Annotated in this window: 27 protein-coding genes; 8 read left to right on the forward strand and 19 right to left on the reverse strand. The window is 70.0% G+C overall.

The genetic code is table 11. The features are described 5' to 3' along the window. Positions 1-75 precede the first annotated feature (75 nt). The gene (locus VGB24_RS09110; protein ID WP_331072634.1) at positions 76-1263 is read right to left on the reverse strand and encodes an AI-2E family transporter; all 1188 of its coding nucleotides are present in this window, start codon (positions 1261-1263) and stop codon (positions 76-78) included. A 3-nt stretch (positions 1264-1266) separates the two neighbouring features. Between VGB24_RS09110 and VGB24_RS09115 the strand changes: the two genes are divergently transcribed. Next, entirely contained in the window at positions 1267-1989 is a 723-nt protein-coding gene (locus VGB24_RS09115; RefSeq protein ID WP_331072635.1) for a hypothetical protein, read from the forward strand. 96 nt (positions 1990-2085) lie between these two features. On the opposite strand, the gene VGB24_RS09120 is transcribed toward VGB24_RS09115, so the two are convergent. The 5 genes from VGB24_RS09120 to sdaAB form a co-directional block, all read right to left on the reverse strand. Then, complete coding sequence (locus VGB24_RS09120; RefSeq protein WP_331072636.1) at positions 2086-3027, reverse strand: PspA/IM30 family protein; 942 nt, start codon at positions 3025-3027, stop codon at positions 2086-2088. Positions 3028-3115: 88 nt separating this feature from the next. After that, positions 3116-3511: a hypothetical protein gene (locus VGB24_RS09125; RefSeq protein WP_331072637.1), complete on the reverse strand. Its 396-nt coding sequence runs from the start codon at positions 3509-3511 to the stop codon at positions 3116-3118. After that, complete coding sequence (locus VGB24_RS09130; RefSeq protein ID WP_331072638.1) at positions 3511-3789, reverse strand: hypothetical protein; 279 nt, start codon at positions 3787-3789, stop codon at positions 3511-3513. The genes VGB24_RS09125 and VGB24_RS09130 overlap by 1 nt, the downstream gene beginning before the upstream one ends. A gap of 99 nt (positions 3790-3888) precedes the next feature. Further along, a complete protein-coding gene (gene sdaAA, locus VGB24_RS09135) occupies positions 3889-4779 on the reverse strand; it encodes an L-serine ammonia-lyase, iron-sulfur-dependent, subunit alpha (RefSeq protein WP_331072639.1) in 891 nt (296 codons plus the stop codon). Positions 4780-4874: 95 nt separating this feature from the next. After that, entirely contained in the window at positions 4875-5540 is a 666-nt protein-coding gene (sdaAB, locus tag VGB24_RS09140) for an L-serine ammonia-lyase, iron-sulfur-dependent subunit beta (RefSeq protein ID WP_331072640.1), read from the reverse strand. 147 nt (positions 5541-5687) lie between these two features. Here sdaAB and VGB24_RS09145 point away from each other — a divergent pair, with 147 nt between their 5' ends. The 4 genes from VGB24_RS09145 to VGB24_RS09160 all read left to right on the forward strand — a co-directional run bounded on the left by VGB24_RS09145 (position 5688) and on the right by VGB24_RS09160 (position 7069). After that, positions 5688-5933, forward strand: coding sequence for a hypothetical protein (locus tag VGB24_RS09145; protein ID WP_331072641.1), 246 nt, complete (start codon positions 5688-5690; stop codon positions 5931-5933). Then, a complete protein-coding gene (locus VGB24_RS09150) occupies positions 5930-6316 on the forward strand; it encodes a type II toxin-antitoxin system VapC family toxin (RefSeq protein WP_331072642.1) in 387 nt (128 codons plus the stop codon). The genes VGB24_RS09145 and VGB24_RS09150 overlap by 4 nt, the downstream gene beginning before the upstream one ends. 124 nt (positions 6317-6440) lie before the next feature. Continuing rightward, on the forward strand, positions 6441-6686 hold the full coding sequence (locus VGB24_RS09155) for a hypothetical protein (RefSeq protein ID WP_331072643.1): 246 nt from the start codon (positions 6441-6443) through the stop codon (positions 6684-6686). Then, positions 6683-7069, forward strand: coding sequence for a type II toxin-antitoxin system VapC family toxin (locus tag VGB24_RS09160; RefSeq protein WP_331072644.1), 387 nt, complete (start codon positions 6683-6685; stop codon positions 7067-7069). Before VGB24_RS09155 ends, VGB24_RS09160 begins: the two co-directional genes overlap by 4 nt. Before the next feature lie 103 nt (positions 7070-7172). Here the strand turns inward: VGB24_RS09160 and VGB24_RS09165 are convergent, their stop codons facing one another. The 6 genes from VGB24_RS09165 to VGB24_RS09190 form a co-directional block, all read right to left on the reverse strand. Continuing rightward, the gene (locus tag VGB24_RS09165; RefSeq protein WP_331072678.1) at positions 7173-7592 is read right to left on the reverse strand and encodes a DUF2939 domain-containing protein; all 420 of its coding nucleotides are present in this window, start codon (positions 7590-7592) and stop codon (positions 7173-7175) included. Then, positions 7570-8298 (reverse strand): hypothetical protein, encoded by a 729-nt coding sequence (locus tag VGB24_RS09170; protein WP_331072645.1) that lies wholly within the window; start codon positions 8296-8298, stop codon positions 7570-7572. Before VGB24_RS09170 ends, VGB24_RS09165 begins: the two co-directional genes overlap by 23 nt. Then, positions 8295-9083, reverse strand: coding sequence for an alpha/beta hydrolase (locus tag VGB24_RS09175; RefSeq protein WP_331072646.1), 789 nt, complete (start codon positions 9081-9083; stop codon positions 8295-8297). The genes VGB24_RS09170 and VGB24_RS09175 overlap by 4 nt, the downstream gene beginning before the upstream one ends. Then, positions 9077-9253, reverse strand: a complete 177-nt coding sequence (locus VGB24_RS09180; RefSeq protein ID WP_331072647.1) for a hypothetical protein — start codon at positions 9251-9253, stop codon at positions 9077-9079. The genes VGB24_RS09175 and VGB24_RS09180 overlap by 7 nt, the downstream gene beginning before the upstream one ends. A gap of 37 nt (positions 9254-9290) precedes the next feature. Next, on the reverse strand, positions 9291-10466 hold the full coding sequence (locus tag VGB24_RS09185) for a hypothetical protein (RefSeq protein ID WP_331072648.1): 1176 nt from the start codon (positions 10464-10466) through the stop codon (positions 9291-9293). A gap of 109 nt (positions 10467-10575) precedes the next feature. Then, positions 10576-11487, reverse strand: a complete 912-nt coding sequence (locus VGB24_RS09190; protein WP_331072649.1) for a YihY/virulence factor BrkB family protein — start codon at positions 11485-11487, stop codon at positions 10576-10578. 134 nt (positions 11488-11621) lie between these two features. On the opposite strand from VGB24_RS09190, the gene VGB24_RS09195 reads away from it, so the two are divergent. Then, on the forward strand, positions 11622-12071 hold the full coding sequence (locus VGB24_RS09195; RefSeq protein WP_331072650.1) for a bis(5'-nucleosyl)-tetraphosphatase: 450 nt from the start codon (positions 11622-11624) through the stop codon (positions 12069-12071). A gap of 470 nt (positions 12072-12541) precedes the next feature. On the opposite strand, the gene VGB24_RS09200 is transcribed toward VGB24_RS09195, so the two are convergent. Continuing rightward, the gene (locus tag VGB24_RS09200; protein ID WP_331072651.1) at positions 12542-13798 is read right to left on the reverse strand and encodes a sensor histidine kinase; all 1257 of its coding nucleotides are present in this window, start codon (positions 13796-13798) and stop codon (positions 12542-12544) included. Continuing rightward, positions 13795-14481, reverse strand: coding sequence for a response regulator transcription factor (locus VGB24_RS09205; protein ID WP_331072652.1), 687 nt, complete (start codon positions 14479-14481; stop codon positions 13795-13797). The genes VGB24_RS09200 and VGB24_RS09205 overlap by 4 nt, the downstream gene beginning before the upstream one ends. Before the next feature lie 155 nt (positions 14482-14636). Between VGB24_RS09205 and VGB24_RS09210 the strand changes: the two genes are divergently transcribed. After that, complete coding sequence (locus VGB24_RS09210; protein WP_331072653.1) at positions 14637-16151, forward strand: trypsin-like peptidase domain-containing protein; 1515 nt, start codon at positions 14637-14639, stop codon at positions 16149-16151. Between the two features lie 75 nt (positions 16152-16226). Here VGB24_RS09210 and VGB24_RS09215 read toward each other — a convergent pair whose 3' ends face one another. The 4 genes from VGB24_RS09215 to VGB24_RS09230 all read right to left on the reverse strand — a co-directional run bounded on the left by VGB24_RS09215 (position 16227) and on the right by VGB24_RS09230 (position 20452). Next, positions 16227-17375, reverse strand: coding sequence for a 6-bladed beta-propeller (locus VGB24_RS09215; RefSeq protein ID WP_331072654.1), 1149 nt, complete (start codon positions 17373-17375; stop codon positions 16227-16229). A gap of 67 nt (positions 17376-17442) precedes the next feature. Beyond that, positions 17443-17805 (reverse strand): hypothetical protein, encoded by a 363-nt coding sequence (locus VGB24_RS09220; RefSeq protein WP_331072655.1) that lies wholly within the window; start codon positions 17803-17805, stop codon positions 17443-17445. A 9-nt stretch (positions 17806-17814) separates the two neighbouring features. Then, positions 17815-18744 carry a hypothetical protein gene (locus VGB24_RS09225; RefSeq protein ID WP_331072656.1) on the reverse strand — a complete coding sequence of 310 codons (930 nt, stop codon included), beginning with the start codon at positions 18742-18744 and terminating at the stop codon, positions 17815-17817. 163 nt (positions 18745-18907) lie between these two features. Further along, positions 18908-20452, reverse strand: a complete 1545-nt coding sequence (locus tag VGB24_RS09230; protein WP_331072657.1) for a hypothetical protein — start codon at positions 20450-20452, stop codon at positions 18908-18910. Positions 20453-20802: 350 nt separating this feature from the next. On the opposite strand from VGB24_RS09230, the gene VGB24_RS09235 reads away from it, so the two are divergent. After that, positions 20803-22377 (forward strand): hypothetical protein, encoded by a 1575-nt coding sequence (locus VGB24_RS09235; protein WP_331072658.1) that lies wholly within the window; start codon positions 20803-20805, stop codon positions 22375-22377. Between the two features lie 79 nt (positions 22378-22456). Here VGB24_RS09235 and VGB24_RS09240 read toward each other — a convergent pair whose 3' ends face one another. Further along, entirely contained in the window at positions 22457-22864 is a 408-nt protein-coding gene (locus tag VGB24_RS09240; RefSeq protein ID WP_331072659.1) for a hypothetical protein, read from the reverse strand. Between the last annotated feature and the right edge of the window lie 35 nt (positions 22865-22899).

Genomic DNA, 22899 nt, shown 5'->3' on the forward strand with positions numbered 1-22899 from the left:
TTTTGATCCGGGCGCGCGCGAGCGGTGGTGCGCGAGGCGATCCCTTCCGCACTCACGCACTAACGCACTCACGCACTATCGTGGCGCCGAACCGGCCTCCTCGAGCATCGCCGGAATGCTCACCGGCGCCCCTTCCAGCCTCATGGCCGATTCCGGTACGCGGACCTCGGCCGGGGCATCGCGGACAAAGCGGCGGAAGCCCTTTCCTTCCAGCAGCCGGTGCACGTAGATCCGGCGGATGATCACCATCAGCGAGGCCAGCACCGGCACCGCCACCAGCAGGCCGATGGGGCCCAGCAGGTCGGCCATGATCAGCACGCTGAGGATGGTGAGCACGGGCGGCAGGTGCACGCGCCGCTCCATGATCAGCGGGTGCACGAAGTTGGCTTCGATCAGGTGCACCACCACCCCCAGCAGCACCACCAGCCACGCCTGCACCGCGCCCCCCGTCCCCAAAACGAACAGGGCGGGGAGCAGCGTCGACACCAGGCTGCCGAAGAACGGCACCATCACCACCACCCCCGTGAACACGCCGAACGCCAGCGCGAACGGCACGTTCAGCAGTTCCAGCCCGATCCACGTAAGCACGCCCAGGAACACCATGGCCAGGAACTGCCCGCCGATCCACGCGCGCAGCGACTTGCCGAGATCGGCCAAAATGTCGCGCACCAGCTCGCGGTGCACCGGCGGCGCGAGCAGAACCACGCCCTCGCGGTACAGCTCCGGGCGCAGCGCCATGTAGATCCCCATCACCATCACGCTGACCAGGTTGATGAGGAAGTGCAGCGTGTCGAACACCACGGGAAAGATGCCCGCCGCGAAGCGCCCCGCGTTGTTGGCCACGGTGGAAAGCTGCTCGTTCAGCCGCTCGGGCGGCAGCACCGTGGCCAGCAGGGGATACCGCTCCACCAGCTCGCGCAGGCTGGCCGTCCACACCTGGATCTGCCCGGGGAGCGCCGTGATCAGCGCCTGCGTCTGCCGGGCCACCGGCGGCAGCACCAGCCACCCGACGGCGAACGCCCACAGCCCCGTCAGCGCCAGCGCGACGAGCAGCCCCGCGGCCCGGGGCAGCCGCGCCCGCTCTTCCAGGAAGCCGATGATCGAGCCCAGGTACAGCGCGAACAGGGCCGCCACGAAGAACAGCAGCAGCACCTGTGCGACACTGTAGACGAAGAGCAGCAGCAGCACCGCCGCCACCGCCGCCGTGAGCACGGCGAAGGGCGAGGGCCGGGGAGCGTTCTGCTGTCGGTCGGCGGAGCTCATGCGATGGCTTGGGCGATCGGGTTCGAGTCAAGCGTAACCTACGCGCCGCCACCGTCAAGGAGAAGTGCGGCAGGCGTCGACAGGAAGGTCGTTGACATCGAAATCTGCGCCGAACAGATTCATCTTGGCCGATTGCGTTCGGACTTTCTGATTCCCACGGAACGAGGTAAGAGGATGGGTCGACATGCGTTCGGGCTGGCTCTCGCATCCGCCGCGTTCCTGGTCGTGACCGGCTGCGGGGATGGAGCCGCGGAAGCGGAACGGGCGTCGCCGTTGTCGGCGAGCAAGTCCGCCGCGCACGACCGCCGGGTCGCCTCCGCCCAGCTGCAGGAGCTTACCGGGCTTTCCCATCTGCCCTCACCCGCCGACGAGGGGGCAATCGGGGCAAGCCTCCGCCGGCACTATCCACGCGATCTGCTCGCGCAGCGGGTCCGCGGATCGGTGCTGGTGGACATCAGGCTCGATGACCGCGGCATCGTGCAGGACGTCCAGGCGGTTCAGCGCGCGTCGCTCCCCAATCCCGCCGATGAGGCCCGCATGGTCGTTCGTGAACGGGTCAACGGGGAGGTCGTCGAGCGGGAAGTTTCGCTGAACTACGACTCCCGCTTCGGTCCGGCGGCAGAAGCGGCCCTGCGCAACGTGCGCTTTCTGCCCGCGCTGCGCGACGGGCGAGCGGTACCGTTCACGCTGCGCATGACGGTGGAATTTTCCCCGCCCCAGGCCTGACAGGGACGCGCTGGACTCTAAACGCGTGAGCGAACGCAGAAGCGCGGGGCCGGCATCGCTGCCGGCCCCGCGTCTTTTTTGCTCCCCAGGTGGCGCTCAGCCGCGGTTGAGCGCGTCGATACGGGCAGCGAGGTCGGCGTCGGCGAGGTTGCCGCCGCCGTGCGCCTGGGTGGCGTCAGCGGTAGGGGGCGGCGCGTAGGCCGTGCGCTCGGCCGCCGTGTGCGCCCCCGCGTCGTCGTCCACCAACTCGGCGTCGTGCACCGACATGTCGTTCGGGTGGGCGGCGGGCTGGCCGGCGCCCAGGCGCGGGGCGCCCGAGCCCTGCGGCAGGGCCTGCTGCCCGGCGCCGGGGGGAAGCCCCAGCCCGGCCTTGGCCTTCAGCTCCAGCAGCCGGTACTCCACGTCGGCGCTGCCGCCGCCGGCCTCCAGCGCGCGGAACTGCCGCTCCAGCGGGTCGCCCGAGAGTTCTTCCGACACCTCGGCGGCGGCCAGCGCCAGGCGCTCGTTGTGCTCGATCTTCTGCGCCATCCGCTCGAACGTTTCGAACGCCGACGTGTCGGACAGGCCGGCCATGGTCTCGTGGATGCGGCGCTGCGCCTGCGCGCGCTTCTGCTTGGCGATCAGCAGGTTCTTCTTGCGCTGCGCCTCCTCGATCTTCACCTGCAGCTGCCGCAGCGCGTCCTTCACCTTTTCGGTGTCGGCCACCTGCCGCTGCCAGGTTTCGTGCATGCTCTGGGCGCGCTGCGCGTACTCCTGCTGGCGCGTCAGCGCCTGCCGGGCCAGGTCGTCGCCCCCGGATTGAACGGCCAGCATGGCGCGGCGCTCCCACTCCTGCGCCTGGCGGGCTTCGGCGTCCACCTGCGACTTGAGCTTGCGCTCTTCGGCGATGGCGAGCGCCACCTCCTGCTTGGCCCGGGTCTGCTGCTCGCGCATGTCGATGATGACCTGCTCGAGCATCTTCTCCGGGTTCTCCGCCTGGGCGATCAGGTCGTTCAGGTTCGACCGGACCAGCATCTTGAGCTTCGTGAAGATCCCCATCGTCCTAGCCGTTCTGGGTCCTTTGGGTGCGCCGGGCCGTGCGGGGCCGGGCGTGCGCCGGACGTGTTGGTCAGCGAAAAGAAAGCCGTCAGCAGTCGCGGAACGTGGCGAGCGACTCCAGGTGGGTCGCGATCGCCATCTGGAACGAGTCGACGGTGGCCTGGAACTCGTTGAAGTCCAGGTTTTCCAGCTCCATCGACTCGGTGAGGATCACGTCGTCCTGCTCCAGCCCGTAGGCTGCGTGCACCAGGTCGGTGGCGTTGGCCTCCAGCAGGCGGCGGTACAGCTCGGTGCACTTCTGCCCATCGCGCGGCGCGTCGAGCACCTTCAGGCGGAACACCAGCAGCGGCGGCGCATGGCTGATCACCAGCGGCGCGCCTCCGTCGGGCTCGCCGGGGTAGGCCAGCCACATGCCATCGTCTACTTCCTCGTACCCCATTTCCATGCGGTTCAGGAAGTTCACCACGTCCTCGCGGGTCACCATCAGGGGCTCTCCGATTGGGGTTCGTTCGCGGGCGGCGGAAGCTGGCCGGCGGATGGGCCGTCGCCCTTGGACAGCAGGCGCACCATGAACGACTGCTCCTCGCTCAGGCGCCGCACCTCGGACTGCAGGGTATCCATCTCCTCGCGAAGCCGGCGGATCTGCGCGTCACGCCCCGCCAGCTCGTGTCCGTCGCCGCCGGGCCAGGCCGCCACGACCCAGCGGGCCACCAGGCCGGCGACCAGGATGGTCAGGAGTACGGAAAACGGGATCATCATCATTCGATTCACCTGACCGGATACGCGCCGCCCCGGGACAAAGTTTCACCGTGGAGCGGCCGTGTCCAGCGGGCGAAGGGGCCCCTCCCGGGGTGAGGGCCCCTAGCTGCTGGCCCCGGACGGGCGCTTGGTGGGACGGATCTGCACCAGCCGCTGCGCCGAGGGCGTGGCGGCCAGCCCGCCCATCGCGGTTTCGCGATAGGCCGACGGCATCCGGCGGCCCACCTCGCCCATCACGTCGATCACCTCGTCGGCCGACACCGGGAAATCCAGGTTGGCGAGCGCCATCTCGGCCGCGGCGATGGCCTGCATGGCGGCGCTGGCGTTCCGGTAGATGCAGGGGATTTCCACCAGGCCGCCGATCGGATCGCAGATCAGCCCCAGCATTCCCTGCAGGCAGAGCGCGATGGAGGTGGAGATCTGCTCGTGCGTTCCCCCGTGCAGCCAGGTGACCGCCGCCGCCCCCATCGCCGCCGCCGTGCCGGTCTCGGCCTGGCAGCCGCCCTCGGCGCCCGCCAGCGAGGCGCGCTGGGCGATCACCCCGCCCACGCCGCCCGCCACCAGCATGGCGTCGATCAGCCGGTCCTCGCCCATGCCGCCCTCCGCGAACTCGTCCACCGAGATCAGGATGGCCGGCAGCACGCCCGCCGCGCCCGCCGTGGGCGCGGCCACGATCAGACCCATCGCGGCGTTCACCTCCAGCGTGGAGATGGCGCGGGCCAGGATGGTGGTCACGCGGGGGCCCAGGATGCGCGGGCCGTCGTCCCACAGCCGCTTGGAGCGCCCGCCGGTGAGCCCCGAGGCCGAGCGGACCTTGCCCTCCAGCCCCTCGGCGATGGCGCCCCGCATTACGCCCAAGGTCTGCCCGATGCGCGCGCGGATCTTCTCCGGCGCGATCCCCATTTCGGCGGACTCCCTGTCCAGCACCACCTGGGGGAGCGGGCGGCCGCTCTGCTCGGCGTCGCGGATCAGCGATTCGATGGATTTGTGCATGAACGGCTACGCGGTACAGGGTTTCGTCTGCCCGCACGTCTGCAAAAACCGCGGCAGCCGTTCCCGGCGGGCGTCACCCGCTCCGCGTCCTGTTTTCACGCGATCTTCGGTACCACGCGCGCCCAGCGCAGCCAGGGGAAGGAGCGGATGGCCCCCACGGCGGGCTCGCTGACGGGCTCGTCGGCCTCGATGGTCATCAGCGCATCCTGGTGCCGGCCGGTGCGGTCCACGCGCATGGTGGCCAGGTTCACGTGGTGGCCGGCCAGGACGGTGGCGACGGCGGCGATGGTCCCCGGCTCGTCGTGCGCCAGCAGCACCAGCGTGTGGTACGAGCCGCCCAGCGCCACGGGAAACCCGTCGATCTCCGAAACCTCCACGCGCCCCCCGCCCAGCGACGCGCCGCGGATCACCAGCTGCTCGCCCCCCAGCGTTACGTTGAAGATGGCGGTGTTGGGGTGCGCCTCGTCGCCCAGGTCGATTTCCTCGAACTCCCACTGGAGTCCCGCCGCTTTGGCCTCGTCGTAGGCTTCTCGCAGCCGCAGGTCGTCGGGCGCCAGGCCGATCAGCCCGCCGACGATGGCGCGATGCGTTCCGTGCCCTTCGCCGGTGGCGGCGAACGAGCCGTGAAGCTGAATGCGGACGGATTCGGGCATGCCGCCCGCGACGGCGCGCGCGATCAGCCCCAGCCGGCAGGCGCCGGCCGTGTGCGACGAAGACGGCCCCACCATCGTCGGCCCCAGGATGTCGAAGAGAGATACCATGCCCGCCAAGATAAGGACAGGATGTAAAGCGTGCCAGACGATACGGTTTGCGCCACCGTCCGGACTGATTTTTTCTGACCACTGGACCGGACGCTCAGGGCATGTTAGCGTAGGTGGCAACCGGACGACCCGAACGGAGCCGAGCCCATGCCGATTACGATCAACGATCCCGAACTGGAGCAGTTCATCCGCGAGCTGGCGGAAGAAAAAGAAGTCGACGACGTCGAGGCGATCCGCGCCTTGGTGCTGAAGCATCGAGAGGTCCAGCGGAAAAAGGCCATCGTGATGGACTGGCTTCAGAGCGACGTGTGGCCGTACATCCCGCCGGAGCACCTGGGCAAGCAGATGACGCGCGAAGAAAAGGCATGCATCCTCGGATACGGTCCCGAATGATCGTGGACACGTCGGCGGCGGTCGCCATCATGCTGCGCGAGCCGCATTTCGAGGAATTGGCCGACCGCCTGCTGGAAGAGGCGGACGTCGGGATGGGCACGCCCAGCCTGGCGGAGTGCGGGATCGTGCTCGCTTCGCGCCCGCACCCGGACTGGCGGACGTTGATCGACGAGTTCAAGGCCCGCTTCGAACTGGAGGACGTCCCGTTCTCATCCCATCACTGGGTGATTGCCGTGGAGGCGTATGAGCAGTTCGGGAAGGGGAGGCACCCCGCGCGGCTGAACTTCGGTGACTGCCTGAGCTATGCGGTTGCGCGCGTGGAGAACCGGCCACTGCTGTTCGTGGGCAACGACTTTCCCCTGACGGACCTCTGGAAAGCCTGAAGGCTCGCCCACGGGTGGGCAGACGGGCCTTCGATCCCGTGAGAGATGTCCAAGAGAGATGCCATGCCCGCTCTGGGCCATGTTGGCGTAAGGAGCGACCAAACGATGCGAACGGAGCTGAGCCATGCCGATCACCATCGACAACCCCGAGCTGGAACGCCTGATCCAGGAGATCGCGGCCGAACTGCAGCTGGATGAGGCCGATGCTCTCACCTCGATCATCCACGATCACGCCGACTACCTGAAGCGCAGAGGCGCGGTGATGAACTGGCTTCAGAACGACGTCTGGCCCAAGATCCCTTGCGAGGTCCGTGGCAAGCGGGTCACGCGGGAGGAAAAAGCAGAGCTGCTGGGCTACGGTAAAGGATGATCGTAGACAGCTCGGCCGCAATCGCGGTCATCCTCAACGAGGACGGTTCCGATCACCTTGTTAAGCTCCTGATGCTGGAGAAACAGGTTGGGATCGGAACTCCCAGCCTCACCGAAACCGGGATGGTGCTCTCCCGCCGCTTGGGGCCAGATTGGGAGAGGCTGATTGCGGAGTTCAGGGATACGTTTCGGGTTGCGGAGATCCCGTTCCTTGCCACGCACTGGATTGTCGCGGTGGAAGCGTTCGACCAGTTCGGCAAGGGCCGGCACCCCGCTAAGCTCAACTTTGGCGATTGCCTGAGCTACGCGGTCGCGCGGGTGGAGAATCGACCACTGCTGTTCGTGGGCAACGACTTTGGGCTGACGGATATCTGGATACCGTGAGTCCCGTCCGCGCGGGTGCGGACGGGACTTCGATCCTTGGACGTGAGGAGCGTCAGCGCGTCTCGGCCTCGACGAAGCGCGCGCCGGTGAGCTTCCAGTTCAGTCAGTCGCGGCGCATGATCAGCGCGATGCGCTCGTCGCCCGACTCGCGGTCCACGTAGCGCACCTCGAAGCGGCCCAACCCGTCGTATCCCCTCTCCATCTTCAATCCCTCGGGGAGGCCCCGGCGCTCGGCGCCGTCTTCGTTGCGCCCGGTCGGCAGGCGGCCGCTGGTGAGCGCGGCGACCCCCGACGGGGTGACGGCCAGGTCCACCACCGGGTTCACCACCCGTCCGGCGAGGATCCCGCCAAGGGCGCCCACACCCGGCAGCCGCGTGCGGTTGGAAAGCTCGCGCGAAACCGCCGTCTTCGCGTTCTCCTTGACGCTGGTGCGCAGGGCGGGGAAGTCGACCAGCTCGTTCATGGCTTCGATGTCCCCGCGGGAACCCGGCGGGTTCGGATCAGTCCTGCTGATCGTCGTTATGCCAGCTGGGGCCGGCGCGCAGCTCGCTCTCGGCCAAGGTGTCGCGGCTTACCTCGGCCAGGCGGCTGCCGCGGCGTTCGCGGACGATGTAGATGTACGCCTGCGCATCCTGCAGCCACGCCTGCTCCTCGGAACGGACGGGCACGAGCGCACCATCTACCACGCCGATCCGGGCGGCCGTCCAGATGCGCCCGCCGTGGCCGCCGCGGTTGAAGGTCGTCAGCGCCTCCGCGGCCGTGTCCACCTGCAGCGTCTCGCGGTTGCCCAGCGACTCGTAGCGCCCGGTCGCCGTTTCGAACCGCCAGTAGTGGGACCGCGAAGTGCCGGCGGCGAGCTCGGTGACGAGCGCCAGGTCGGCGTGGCCGTCGAAGTCCAGGTCCGGCGTGGAGACGCGGTCGGCACCGAGGCCAGCCGTTCCCCCGTTCGGTGAGGGTTTCAGCGTCTGCACGTGCCGGCTTCCGCGGCGCACGTGGATGCTGTCCACGATGCCGCCCTCGCGCTCGTGGAGCACCACCTGGTACGTCGGGTGGTTGGGATGGATGTTGATCGTCCGCGGGGCGGGCGATCCCGTGCCGGGTTCCGACGTGAGCTTCGGCGCGTTCTCCGCTGGCGCGCGGCCTTCGCTGCCCAGCCGCGCCGCCGGATTGTCGTTTCCGCAGGCCGCGAGCGCGCACGCCAGCGACAGGATCGCCACCGAGCGCTTCATCGCTTCTCCTCCTCCGGGAGGCTGGCGGCGAAGTCCGTGAGCACGCGCCAGTACTCATCTCCCGCCACCCACAGCAGGTCGTTGTGCCCCGCGCCCTGAACCCAGTAGTGCCGCTTGGGAGAGGGCGCGCGCTGGTACAGGCGCTGTCCGTGGACGAACGCGATCACCTCGTCCTCCGTGCCGTGGATCACCAGCACGGGGGCGCGGACCTTCGGCAGCTTGCTCCAGGTGCGGAATCGGTCGAAGGGCACCAGCGGAACGTCGCTGACGGCGCCGTGGATGGTGGTGAACGTGCTTTCCAGCACAAGTGCCGCCACCGGCCGCCTGCTGGCGAGGTCCGCTGCCACGGCGCCACCCAATGAGCGGCCATGCGCGATGATCCGTTCCGGCGGCACGCGTTCCGTGCGCGTGAGATGGTCGTACGCCGCGTCGATGTCGGCGTACGTGGCGCGCTCCGACGGCCGCCCGGTGCTCAGGCCGTAGCCGCTGTAGTCGTATGCCAGCACGCTGAACCCCGCAGCCGCCATCTCGCGGAAGAAGTCCAGATTGTGCCAGATGCTCTCCGCGTTCCCGTGGCTGAACAGCACGGTGTACCGCGCCGAGGGGTTGCGCACGTGCACCGCGGAGACGGTTCCGCCGTCCGGACGCGGGATGGACACCACGTCGGGCGATGACGGATACCGGCCGGCGGGTGGCTGAAAGATCAGCCGCTCGGCGTAGAACCAGACGAGCGCGGCGAAGAGCGCGTAGGCGGCCAGGACCAGGATGACGAAGCGGATCAGCACGCGGAGTCGTGGAGCGGGTGCGGCCGAGGCCATCCGGTGGACACCACGTCGGGCGATGACGGATACCGGCCGGCGGGTGGCTGAAAGATCAGCCGCTCGGCGTAGAACCAGACGAGCGCGGCGAAGAGCGCGTAGGCGGCCAGGACCAGGACGACGAAGCGGATCAGCACGCGGAGTCGTGGAGCGGGTGCGGCCGGGGCCATCCGGTCAGGCCGGGACGGTGCCCGCCGGGAGCGGCACCGGGGGCGCCTCCGGTTCCGCGCCGAAGCGCGCGAGCTGGCGTTCCACGAACGCCGACGTGCGGGTGCGCAGCGGCTCGAACGCCAGGCCCAGCGCCACGCCCGTGACGATGCCTCCGGTACGCGCGCTGAGCCCCAGGCGCGCGCCCAGCCACTCCTGCATCACCTGCTCGGAAACGGCGAAGAGCACGACGGCCAGCAGCCCCAGCACGCCCGAGACGGCGGTGCGGCGCAGGGCCAGCGACGGGTCCAGCGCGCCGGAGCCGAACAGGGCGATGGCCAGGCACGCCAGCAGGCCGAGGAACGCGGCCACCAGCGCCAGCGCGTACCAGTGCGGCTGGGCGGCCTGGTACCCCGTGGCGTTCTGCAGCAGCTTCAGCGCCGAGGCGAGCACCGCGACGGCCGTGGCGAAGAGGAAGCCTTCCAGCACCCAGAAGACCTGCCGCCGCCCCGCGGCGTCGGCCCGGCGGTAATTGGTTCGCAGGTTCGCCGCGCTCAGCGTCACGGCGGCCAGCATGGCGGCCAGCGCCAGGTACTTGGAGAAGACCACGAGGTCGATCTCGTCGCCGCGCAGGCCGGTGACGATGGAGATCGCCTGCGGCACCACGATCACCACGCCGCAGAACCAGGCCGCCGCGCGCCGCAGCCGGGCCGGGTCCATGGCCCACGCCTGCGCGCCCGCGACCATGCGGCCGGCGCGCGAGGCCCCGGGCCGAAGGTCCCGCAGCGAGAGGGGGCGCGGGAAGATGCTGGAAAAGCGGATCATCACCGCCATTCCGGCGACCGCGGCCAGCGGCATCCCCGTGTCCAGCACCGACACAGCCCAGTCCGGAAGCCCGGACCGCTTCAGCATCATCCAGGTCCCTTCCGTTCCCAGCGCATACGAAAGCAGCCCCAGGAACACGGCCAGTACCCGGGCGTCGTCGCGCGCCCAACTGCGCCACGCGAGCACCAGGGCCAGTCCCGCGGCGGACAGCGGCGCCAGCACCAGCAGCAGCACCAGGCCGATGACGCCGGGTGTCAGCGAAGCCTTGCCCGCGCGCAACGCCACGGCGAACTCCAGGGGCGGCACCAGGTTGGCCACGATGGTCACGATCGCGAGAGCGCAGACGAACGCGCGGAGCACGGGACGGGTGCTGGACATCGGGCGGGGGAGGACGGGGAAGGAACAGCGGGCAGGATGGACGGAAAACAAAAGTAGCGGCGAGGCGGCCGGCGCGAAACCGTGCAGATCCGTGGGTGGAGCGCGCGTGCTACGACGTGCGCTCCATCTCCGACGCGATCTCGCCGCCCAGAAGGACGACGAGCGAGGTTACGTACATCCACAGCAGCAGGACGGTGACCGTGCCCAGCAGCCCATAGGTGGCGCTGTACGAGCCGAAGTTGGTGACGTACAGGCGGAACGCCAGCGAGGCGATCACGAAGATCACCGCGACGAGGGCGGACGCCTTGAGCAGCGTCTTCTTGCAGCCGGACTGGTCCTTGAGGGGAAGCACGTAGTAGATCAGCCAGAAGGTGGCGGTGATCAGCGCAAAGCCCAGCGGCACCTGCGCCACCGCCCACGCCATGCGGCCCGCCTCGCCCAGGCCGAGCGACCGGGCGATCCCGCCGCCGCCCACCAGCACGGCGCTGCCCCCCAGGAACAGCAGGGCGCACGCCGCCAGCATCCCCACGGCGACGAGCTTCTTGCGGATCCACGACCGCTGGGCGACCACGCCGTAGCACTCGTTCAGCGTGTCTTCGAGCGCGGTGAAGACGTTGCTGCCCGCCCACAGCGCCAGCAGCAGGCCGATGGAGAGCGGGCCGGGTGCGTTGCGGTGGACGACGTCGTTCACGAATCCCGAGACCAGGTCCGACGCCTCGGCCGGGAGGGAAGTCGTGAGCCGCTGCGTCATCCAGTCGCCCGTTTCCTGCCCGCCGAAGAAGCCCGTCAGCCCGAACATGACCATCGCCGAGGGCGGAAGCGAAAGGAAGAAGTAGTACGCGACCTTGGCCGCCTGGTTGCTGATGTCGTCGGCCATGAACTCGTGGATCACGCGCTTCCACAGCGGGGCCGTGACGGGCAGTGGCTCCTGGTGCCTGCGCCCGCGCTGCACGTCTTCGGCGGTGGCGCGAGGATTCGGCTTCTGCGGGGGCTCGGGGGCGGAGCGGTGGCGCGTGTCCATCGCGTGTTTCCGCGGCTGGGGAGGCAAGAGCGACGCGCGGCGGCGCGGGCAACCATCATGCCGGTTGCCTGCGCGCTTTGTCCGTAGCAGATTGCACGCAAATACGTCCCTGCCTCTACGCGCCGGAGGGGAGGATGAGAAGAATTTCGCAGACGGCGGCGGGCGTCGTGCTCTTCCGGAACGGGGGAAGCGAGCGGCGCTACCTGCTGATGCGTTCGGCGCTCACCAGGCGTCCCATATGGGAGTTTCCCAAGGGCGGAGTGGAGTCCGGGGAAACGGAAGAACAGGCCGCGGTTCGCGAGCTGTGGGAAGAGGCGGGGATCGGGGAAACCCAGATCTCGCTGCTCCGCGGCTTTCGCGAGGAAGAGCGGTACGTCTTTACGCAGGGGAAGGGCGAAGCGCGAACGCTGATCGTGAAGAAGGTGGTGTACTTCCTGGCGGAAACCCAGGAAGAGCGCGTGGTGATTTCACGCGAAGCAGAGGACTATCGCTGGGCCACGTACGACGAGGCCCTGCGGCTGATCCGCTTTCCCGGCAAGCGCTACGTGCTGGAACTGGCGGAAGCGCGGTTGAAGGACGGGTAGGGTCCCCCTCCCCCGGCCCCTCCCCCGCAAACGGCGCGGGAGAGGGGGGAACTTCGGCCCCACCCCCGGCCCCTCCCCGCACGGTACTGCTGTGCGGAGAGGGGAGAACTTCGGGTGGGGTTCGATGGGGTGCCTCGCATGCCTCTGGGAGCCCCCTCCCCCCGGCCCCCGTCCCCCGCTGCGCAGGGGAGGGGGAGACGTGAACCGAACTTCGGCCGGCTTGGCGCACTCGGCTTCGCGTCGCAGTCCGCGAAGGCGGACTTCGTGACTTTCCAGCTGCGGTTTCAACCGCCGGGACGGAGGCCGAGGTCCACGCATTGATGACCGCTGCCGCGCCCACGCTCGTACGTGTCCTCGGTTAGATCCTTCGGCCCGCGTGGGGTGTGCCGCGGGCGAGGGTCGCTCGCTTGGGCCTCAGGATGACAGAGTGGCGTGCATGCTTCCGCACTCACGCACTCACGCACTTCCCCTCACACCCCGGCCGGCAGCCGCACCGTGAACACGCTTCCCTCGCCGGGGGCGCTGCGCACCGCGATCGTGCCGCCGTGGCGCTCGGCGACCATGCGGGCGATCGCCAGGCCCAGCCCCGTGCCGCCACTGCGGTTGCGCGCCGCGTCTTCGCGGTAGAAGCGGTCGAACACGCGGGGCAGCGCCTCGGCAGAGATGCCGCTGCCGGTGTCGGCGACCTGCACCTCCACCCATTCCCGCCCATCCGCCGGTTCTTCCGTCGCCGCGACCGAGCGCGCGGTGATCGTCACCGCACCGGCTTCCGTGAACTTGACCGCGTTCGACACCAGGTTCAGGAACAGCCGCCGCAGCGCGCCCGCGTCGCCGCGCAGGGGGAGGGCGTCGGGGGCGTCCAGCCGCACCTCCACCGGCTTGGCCGCGGCCAGCGCCTCGCCCACGTCCTGCACGTCGCGAAGCACCTCCGCCAGGTCGGCAACCTCGTCGGGGCCGGCTTCCACCTGCTCGCCGCGCGCCAGCGTCAGCAGGTCTTCCACCAGGTGAAGCATCTCGCGCGTTTCGTCCACCACCTCTTCCAGCGTGTCGCGTAGCTCCTCGGCGGTGCGGGGGCGGGCGAGGGCGACCTCCGCCGTGCCGCGGATGGCGGTAAGGGGCGTGCGCAGCTCGTGGCTGGCATCGGCCGTGAAGCTGCGCAGGGCCTCGACGGCGCGCTGAAGGCGCTCGAGCATGCCGTTGTAGGCCAGGGCCAGCTCGCGAAGCTCGGTCGGGCGCTCCGGCTCGTCCACGCGCCGCGCCAGCCCGCCGATGCCGATCTCGCGCGAGGCCGTCACCAGCCGGTTGAGGGGCTGCAGGATGCGGTCGCTCACCGTTCGCCCCGCCAGGGCCGCCAGCAGCGTCGTCACGGGAATCAGCACCAGGGCGATCAGGACGAACGAGCGTAGGGCGTGCTGCTCGACGGCGCCGGTGCGGGCCACGTAGATCTCCACCGTTTCGCCGGTGACCAGGCGCGAGCGGCGGCGCAGCGTTTCTACCGCGCCCTCCGTGGGAGGCAGCCGCTGCTCGTGCGTGGCCACGCGGGGAATGCCGGGTGCGATGAAGCGCTCGGCGGTCGCGGCGGTCTGGCGCAGCGACTCGGTGCCCGCACTCCTCAGCGAGCGCCGCAGGATGCCGTAGGCGGCGCCCGCGAACAGGGTGAGCGCCACCAGCAGGATCAGCGAGTAGCCTGCGACGATCTCGCGCCGGAGCGAGCGTGGGCGGTTCACTCCGGCTCCCCGGCCGGGGGCTTGATGGCGTACCCCACCCCGCGGACCGTCTGGATCAGTCCCCGGTCGCGGTCTTCCAGCTTGGTCCTCAGCGAGTTGATGCACACGTCCACGATGTTGGTGCCGGGATCGAATCGGATTCCCCACACGTGCTCCATCATCGCCGCGCGGCTCAGGGGACGGCCCGCGTTGCGAAGCAGGTATTCCAGGACCGCGTACTCGCGCGGCGTGAGCTCCACCGGCTTTCCGCCGCGCCGCACCTCGCGCGTGGCGGGATCCATCTCCACGTCCCCCGCCTTGAGCAGCGCCGAGGCGCCCGGGCTCGCCCCCCGCCGCAGCAGCGCGCGGAGTCGCGCCGTCAGTTCCGAGAACTCGAACGGCTTGGTCAGGTAGTCGTCGGCACCGGCGTCGAGCCCCACCACCTTGTCCTCGGTGCGGTCGCGCGCCGTGAGCATCAGCACGGGAAGGCGTACCTCGCCCTCGCGCAGGTCGCGGACGAGCTGGATTCCGGAGCGCCCCGGGATCATCACGTCCACTACGGCGGCGTCGAACCCCTGTGTGGTCGCCTTCTCCCATGCCGTGTCGCCATCCGCCGCCATCTCCACCACGTACCCCTCCTCGCGCAGGCCCTTCTGCAGGAAGCCGGCGATCCGTGGATTGTCTTCTACGATCAGAATCCTCATCGGTGCCCTGGATTAAGAGGCGTTAAGAACGGGCTAATCGTCCGCTAATCCCCTGCAGGAACGGGGGTTCGCACGATCGGGTATTCCTTGCCGGCACGACGGCGGCCCCGTGGTCCCTGGCCGCCCCACGTTTTCGGATCAGGAGATAAGTGACGATGAACGCAACGCTTCGCAAGCTCGGGATGCCCGCGCTGCTGGTCGCGGGCACCGCAACGGCCATGACGGCGGCCGACATGGTGAAGGACCCGCTGCCGGACCTGGGTGCCCAGGCGGCCGGGCCTGCGGTGGCGCCCCCGGGTGCCATCGCGTCGGCCGAGGGGCTGTCGGGCGCCTTCCGCGCCGCCACCCGCGCCGCCCTTCCCGCGGTGGTGCACGTCCGGGTGGCCTCGGCGGCGCGCGCCGTGTCGTCGCAGCAGGTGCCGCCCGAGTTCCGGGGGACGCCGTTCGAAGACATGTTCCGCCGCCAGGGCGGGCAGGCGCCCCGCGCCGGCAGCGGTTCGGGCTTCATCATCTCGGCGGACGGCTACATCATCACCAACAACCACGTGGTCGAGGGGATGGACCGCGTGATGGTGGTGCTGGCCGACAAGCGCGAGTTCGAAGCGCGCGTGGTGGGGCGCGACCCCAACACCGACGTCGCGGTGCTGAAGGTGGAGGCGCGCGGGCTGCCCGTGGCGCGGCTGGGCGACGCCGACGTGCTGGAGATCGGCGACTGGGTGCTGGCGCTGGGCTATCCGCTGGACCTGGGGCAGACCACCACGGCCGGCATCGTGAGCGCCAAGGGGCGCAGCCTGGGCATCATGGGCCGCAACGGCGCCGAGGCCCCGCTGGAGCACTTCATCCAGACCGACGCGGCCATCAACCCCGGCAACAGCGGGGGGCCGCTGGTAGACCTGCAGGGGCGGGTGATCGGCGTCAACAGCGCCATCGCTTCGCCGACGGGCTTCTACTCGGGCTACGGGTTCGCGGTGCCCGTCAACCTGGCGCGCCGCGTGGCCGAGGACCTGATGCGCGACGGCCGCGTGCACCGGCCGATGATCGGCGTGGAGATCCGCGACGTGTCGCCGGCCGACGCCGAGGTGTTCGGACTTCCCTCGCCGGACGGCGCGGTGGTCTCGGCCGAGCCACGCGGCCCCGCGGCGGCGGCCGGCCTGAAGCTGGGCGACGTGATCGTGGCCGTGGAGGGCAAGGCCGTGAAGAACGCCGGCGACCTGATGGAGACGGTGATGGAGCGGCGCCCGGGCGACCGGGTGACGCTGGACGTGGTTCGCTACGGCGACCGCCGCCGGGTGGCGGTGCGGCTGGAGGAGTTCTCCAACCCGCGTGCCGCCCGCAGCCGGGCCGAGCCCGCGGCGGAGGACGTGGCCGCGCCGGCGGAGACCACCGGCAGGCTGGGCTTCCGCGCGGAGGCGGTGACGCCGGAAATTGCCCGCGAGCTGGGGATGGAGCGCGCGGCGGGGGTGGTGATTTCCGAAGTGGACCCGGCGAGCCCGGCGGCGGGGGTGCTGGGCCGCGGGATGGTGGTGCGGCGCTTCAACGGGCGTCAGGTGGGCACGGTGCAGGAGCTGCGCGCCGCGTCGGAGGCGGTGCGGGCGGGGCAGGTGGTGTCGTTGGAGGTGCGGCTGCCGGACGGCCGCGAGACCATCGTCAACTTCCGCGCGCGCAGCTGATCGTGTAGGTGCGCAGGACAGCAAACGGCGGCCGCTCCGCATCCCGCGGGGTGGCCGCCGCTGTTGGGGCGGGACCTACCGCCCCTGCACCAGCCGATACACGTGGATGACGGGGACGTCATTCTCCGTCCGCGCAATGCCGTACAGCCGGTCGCCGCGCACGTGGCGCAGTTCGAACCCGGCGGGGAGCGAAAGCCGCAGGGCGATATCTCCCGCTTGGTCGAACACCGTCCACACGTGTGCATGCCCCTTCCCCGCGGTGTTGCGGATCCACAGAGCGCCATCCGTCGAAAACACCGCCTGAGTGGCGACGGAAATGCGTGGCGGCGGCTCGACGACCAAGCCGCGAGGCAGGTCGGGCGACTCCGCGTAGAGGCTTCGCCGGATGCGCTGCACGTCGCCAGCCGCGACGGGTCGGCTTCGCGACGGCAGAAGCCGGGTCCGGAACAGCGTAAGGCCGCCGCGGTCCGCCCGGTACCAGCGCACCTCGCCCGAATAGCCGTCGGCTGTCGCCACCAAGCTGTCGCCCAGCACCGCGTGCGCGCCGCCGCGGCCCACGTGCGAGTCGATGCCGCCGAAGGGAACCAGCCCGTCGCGGGGATGAAAGGTGGACACCCCGGAATGCAGCCTCAACAGCGTATCGGGCGGGCTCCCCTGCCGGATCGTCAGCACGGCGACGTATGGCGAGCCTACGCGGGTGCTGCCCGACCCAGATACCCCCATCCTGGCGGGGGTTGCGCCGACGGTGCTGCCGTTGCGCAGCGGCGTCATCTGCAGGAGGGGCGTATCGCCGATCTGGGGACTGCGGACCGTCTGGAGGTGGCGCCCATCGAGCGTGAACAGGCTCATGCGCTGCTGCCCCAGGTCCGACACGCGAACCAGCGTGTCAACCCGAAGGCCGCTCGGAAGCTGAAATTCGCCCGGTCCGCCGCCTTGGCGGCCGAACCGCCGCACGAAGCGGCCGCTCGATGTATACACCTTTACGGCCCGGTCGCCAGCGTCGACGACATAGATTTCGCCGCTGGCCGACGTCGCGATGTCGCTCACGTCGACGAACGTGGCGTTGGCCGGGGAGTCGTCGCCCCCGAGTACCAGGAGGCGTTCCAACCGGATCGATGTCGCGGCCGGGTTGCGCTGCGCCACCGCGCAGGCCGGTCCAAGCGCGTGCGCCAGCAACGCGGCGAGGGCGATCCAGGGACTCGTTCGAAGAGCGAAGTTCGTCATTGGCCGGTCGGCGAGTTGGTTCTTTGGGCTTCACGGGCGGCGGGAAGCAGGCACAACGACCAGCGGCTCAGATCCGGATTACACGCACCAGCGTTGCCTGGGTCGCCGCGTCGGCCACGTGGCCCACCACGAAGCCGTTGCAGCTCTGCTTTTGAAGTCCCCCTTCCGTCACCCGGTCGTCATTCCGGGCGAGGAAGGTTCCGGCCGGCGAAACATCCAGCGGCGTCACCGCCACTGCTTTCCCGCAGTCAAGGCTGAACTGGCACCACCGCCGGCCGTCCTCGTAGTAGGTGTAGCAGCTTGACCCTTCGGAGCCGTTCGTGCACCATTGGGTGCTGGTGCAGGTCAAGCAGTTGGCCTTGGCGCTCGGGGTTCCCAGCGCGAGTGCGGCCAGAGCCGCGGTACCGGCAACGATCATCGATCTTTTCATCGGGACCTCCTAGTTGGGTTTCCAGGACCATCCGAAATATATCAGTTCCCGCCGCCCCGTCGATTCTGACACCGCGATCAGCGTATTGCTTCCGAATGCCTGCACGAACCCGATCGGCTGCTCAATCGAGCGGGTTCTCACGACCCGCGGCTTTGGCGCGAGTTCATAGATGTGGAGCGTTCGCCGGTCGGATCGCAGGTCGGTGAGCACGTGCAGCAGGCGATCGCAGTCCAGCGCAATGAGCGCCTGGGTGACCGAGGCCTCGGCGCGGGGCCTTCGCCAGGCGCCCGGCGCCCTTGGCGTGGCAGCGCCGAGGGCCCGAAGGGCGGAGTCCAGGATGACGACCTGATGGGGGGAGCGCACGAGGGCTGCGGCGACCCGGCCCCCGCCCAGCGCCGCCAGGCGGACAGGCCCCGGCATCGTGGTACGTCGCCAGTGCCGGAGCGAAGCGCGGTCGGTGGCCAGGACCTCGCCCGTGCCGGTGGTGCTTCCTGCGGTGGCGACCCAGATGGTGCTGCCATCCGTCGCGAGATTGACGGAATGCCCGCTTTTGATGGGTAGGGTGGCCAAATGCGTGACCCGGCCGCGCCGTGTGTCCACGTGGTACAGAGATCGCGCGCCTGTGGCCAGAACCTCGCCCCCGTGCTCGACGATGGCGGACAGCGGCTCCGGCGCGGGAAGCCACTCCGAGACACCCTTCGTGGGGCCGTGCAGGGACAGGCCCGATGATCCGCGCTCCACGCTGGCGAGGGTGCCGCTTGACAGCAGCAGGATCTCAGCACTTCGTGGGGCAGCAGAGAGCGGACGGGACGATTGCCTCGTCAGGGAAAGAGCGGCTCGATCGGCGTCCGGGCCGCACTCCGCCGCGGCGTGTGCGGGCAAATCGCGATCACAGCCGGCCAGGGACAGGGTGATGATGATCGAAGCGAAGGCTCGCATCTGCGCTCGGTTTTCTGCGCGTGAAATGAGTGCCCGTACAGATGCGTGGCTGAACTCCGCCTGTCAATGGTGTCGTGAGGGATGTGAAACGGCGAAACGGCGGAGGCTGTCAAAGCTAAAGGGAGGATCTCCTCCGAAGCGCTCATGACCCCGCGCGCGCCATTCAGTTCGTACGGGCGATCATCCAACGGATGCCCTGCGTGTCGGACGTGGCGGATACGGTGCCCGCGCCGCTCACCAGGGCGAAGAAGCTTCCGCCGCTCACCTGGCCGAAGGTGGACGATCCCGCGCGCCCCGCCTGAACCTCGGCGGAGGGCTTCCACCCGTAGGCCGCCCCGCGGTCGCCCACCTTGCGATAGACGGGATTGTTGAGCGCGCGATTGCTGGTGCGGTCGTCCGCCGCCTGCGTCAGCGTCCAGGTGAGCACCGCCTCGGCGGGGTCCCAAGCGGCGCCCAGGTGGCTGCGCACGCGCTCCACCAACCCGTGGCAGGCGCCGCCCGCGCCGTCGTCGCCGTACCAGCCCTCCACCGCGCCCCGGGCCACCACCGCCATCGCCGCGTCGGCGCTGAGGCCGGCGTTCATCAGCCGCACCTGCAGGTCGCGCAGCAGGCTAGCGGCGTCGTAGTAGCCCCAGGGCAGGCGCCCGCGGGCATCCACCGGCTCCAGCGCGTAGATGGCGGCCGATTCGCGCGGGTTCAGGTGGTCCTGCCAGTTCCAGTTGGCGGTGAGGCCCACGCCCAGGTAGCGGCGCAGCAGGTCCATCGCCAGGAAGTCGGCGCCGCCCTCGATGCTCCACGCGGCCGAACCCGGCGCGGCGTGCGGGGCACCGTGCGCACCGCGCAGGTGCTGCACCTGCCAGGCGTGCGTCATCTCGTGCGCCAGCACCTTCAGGCGGTAGCTGGCGTGGTCGTACATCTCGAAGTTCTCGCCCTTCCCCGGCCGCACGTTCAGGTTCAGCCACACCAGGCTGCGCGCGCCGCCGGAATCTTCGCGCGACCAGGTGGCGCCGGCGCCCTGCTCTGGGTTCCACGCCGCGGCCAGGATCAGCAGCTGGCCCGAGCCGGGGCTGGTGACCGGCACGGTTTCGCCCAGCGCGCCGCGGAGCACGGGTAAGCCCTGCGCCGCAAGGAACTCCAACGCCGTCTCGGCCTGGTCCAGCACGCGCGCCGCGCCGCTCTCGTCGCCCTCCAGCACCGCCAGCACGAACCGGCCGCCCACCACCTTCACCACCCGCGCCGGCACCGTGCCCGCTCCCACCATCGGCCGCACCTGGAACCGCTCGCCGTCGCGCCACGGGGTTTCGCGTCCGTACGGATCGCCCGGGGCCGGCGCGGTGTTCAGGCGCAGGTCGCCGGTGGGCCGATCGGCGCCGCCATCGGCCTGGACGAGGTTCTGCGACGCGGCGGCTCCCCCCGCCCCGTCGCCGAGGGTGTAGCGCGGCTCCGACAGCCCGCCCGCGAACGGGCCGCCCGCCGATGCGTCCAGCGCCCGCGCGTCGAAGCCGGCCAGCACGTACTCGGCACCGTTTGCCCCGAGCGCGATGCAGCGCGCCTGGGCTTCATTCAGTGTGCGCGTCTCGCCCGGCGCCAGCTCCAGGCTGACGGTGGGGTCGCACGATGCGGCGGGGGCGCTGGGGCCCGCGGCGTCCTGGCAGCCGGCCAGGGCGGCGGATGCAAGGACGAAGGCGGCGAGGCGGTGTGAGATCATCGGTCCAGCTCCGGTGAACGATTGGGGCCGCGCGACAGCCAGCCCTCGATGCTCTCTAAAGCGAACCCCGTTCCCGATCTCGGCAAAGGGGTAAGTTGACCTGGTGCATGTGTTTATACGTGGAGCGAAGGCCACGGCGCCGCCCCGCTGGATGTCCGGAAAACGGTCGGCGGACGAGGCTTGGGGCACGAGAACGCCGGGCGCTGCACGGGAAGTGGGGGGGTGTACGATTTTCGATCGACGCTGCGCCGGATCGTGATGCTTCCCCGGCCACGGCTCCACGACTAAGTTGGGCCCGGTCAGGGAGCCCTCGCGTCCGCGGCCCCCGCCCACCCCTCGGTCCAACGCCCATGATCCGTCGATCCATTGCGCGGGTGCCCCGCCTTTGCGCGCTGCTCGTGAACGCCGCCCTCCTCTTCGCCCTTCCCGCCGCCGCGCAGGGCGGGGAAGCGGAGGAGCGGACCGCCCGCTACTTCGACGGGGTCCGCTCCGTTCCGCGCGACCTGGCGATCTTCATCCGCGAAATGCCCAAGGGGGCAGACCTGCACAGCCACCTTTCGGGCGCCATCTACGCCGAAAGCTACCTGCGCTGGGCGGCGGAAGACGGGTTGTGCGTCAACACGCGGTTGCTGGGGATCACCAGCGGCCCCTGCACGCCCAACGACACGCTGCGCCTGGCATCGACCATTCCCGACACCAGCGCGCTGTACAACGAGGTGGTGAACGCCATGTCGATGCGCGGGTGGACGCCGCGATCCGGCATCACCGGCCACGACCAGTTTTTCAATACCTTCCGGCGGATGAACACCACCGAGCGCCGCGTGGGCGACATGCTGGCCGAGGCCGCCAACCGCGCCGCCATCGGCCGGGTGCGCTACCTGGAGCTGATGCTGACGGTGGACGGCAGCGCCGCCCGCAACCTGGGCAGCGCGCTGTCGTGGACGGATGACTTCGGCGCCATGCGCGACACGCTGCTCGCGCGCGGGCTTCCGGCGGTAATTTCCACCAGCAGGGCCCGGCTGACGACCATCGAGGCCCGCCGCGACACGGTCCTGGGGTGCGGGACGGCCAATCCACAGCCGGGATGCGACGTGGAGGTGCGCTGGCTCTACCAGGTGTCGCGCGCCGCCCCGCCAGGGCGTGCGTTCGCGCAGATCCTCACCGGCTTCATGCTGGCGCAGGCCGACCGCCGCGTGGTGGGGCTGAACCTCGTCCAGCCCGAGGACGACACCACCGCCATGCGCGAGTATTCGCGGCAGATGCGCATGATCCAGTTCCTGCGCCCCCTGTACCCGGGGGTGAAGGTGACGCTGCACGCGGGCGAGCTGGTGCCGGCCCTCGTGCCGGCCGAGGGGCTGCGCTTCCACATCCGCGAGGCGGTGCGGGTGGCGGGCGCCAGCCGTATCGGCCACGGCGTGGACATCATGCACGAGGACAGCTCGGCCGAGCTGATGCGCGAGATGGCGCGGCGCGGGGTGATGGTGGAGATCAACCTCACCAGCAACGACGTGATCCTGGGCATCCGCGGCGCCGAGCACCCGCTGCATGCCTACATGGCCGCGGGCGTGCCCGTGGCCCTCTCGACGGACGACGAAGGCGTGGCGCGTTCGGAGATGTCGATGGAGTACATGAAGGCGGTGACGGACCAGAACCTGGGGTATCCCGCGCTCAAGATGATGGCGCGCACGTCGCTTCAGCACGCCTTCGTGGACGGCGACCCACTCTGGCGCGACCTGTCGTCGCTCACCCCCGCGGCCCCGTGCGCGCCCTCCGCCGGGGGCATGCAGGGCGCCCGCTGCCGCGCCTTCGTCCGGCGCAGCCCCAGGGCCATGCTGCAGTGGCGCCTGGAGCGCGACTTCGCGCGGTTCGAGGCGCAGGTGGCGCAGTCCACGCGGGATGCGCGGGCGGCCGCCGGCGTCCTGTAGCGCCGGATCAGGGTGGGCGCATGAAACGCAGCGGCCCGCGCCTTGGCGCGGGCCGCTCGTTTCTTTGGTGTGGATCGGCTCACCCCCGAGAGCAGTTCCCGTGTTTCTCACGTATCGCGCCGAGGTCGACCTTCCGCCATTCCTCGCGCGTGGTGTCGGCACCGGGAGCCCACTTTCGTACCGTGCCGTCCGGGCCCGGGCGCCCATCGAACCGGTCGCTCACCAGCAGCTCGTCGACATCGGCGAAATCGACCGCGTCGAACCGCACCGGCGCGTCGGGCGGATCGCCGACCATCACCGTCATGCAGGAGTTGGCAAGCGTACCGATGCTGCCGGTGTGCCATCCCTTGCCGAGCTGCCGCGCCTGTACCCGCACGCGCGCCGCATAGGCCAGGTCGGACACCGGCTCGGGCCCGCACGCCGAGAGCAGCGTCAGCGAAATGATGATGCATCGAATCCGGCCGAGGCGCTTCGTCAGCATGTTCATGTCGGGTCGTGAAATCACTGGCGCGTCGAGCGTGG

The sequence above is a fragment of the Longimicrobium sp. genome (assembly GCF_036399935.1).
Lineage (GTDB): Bacteria > Gemmatimonadota > Gemmatimonadetes > Longimicrobiales > Longimicrobiaceae > Longimicrobium.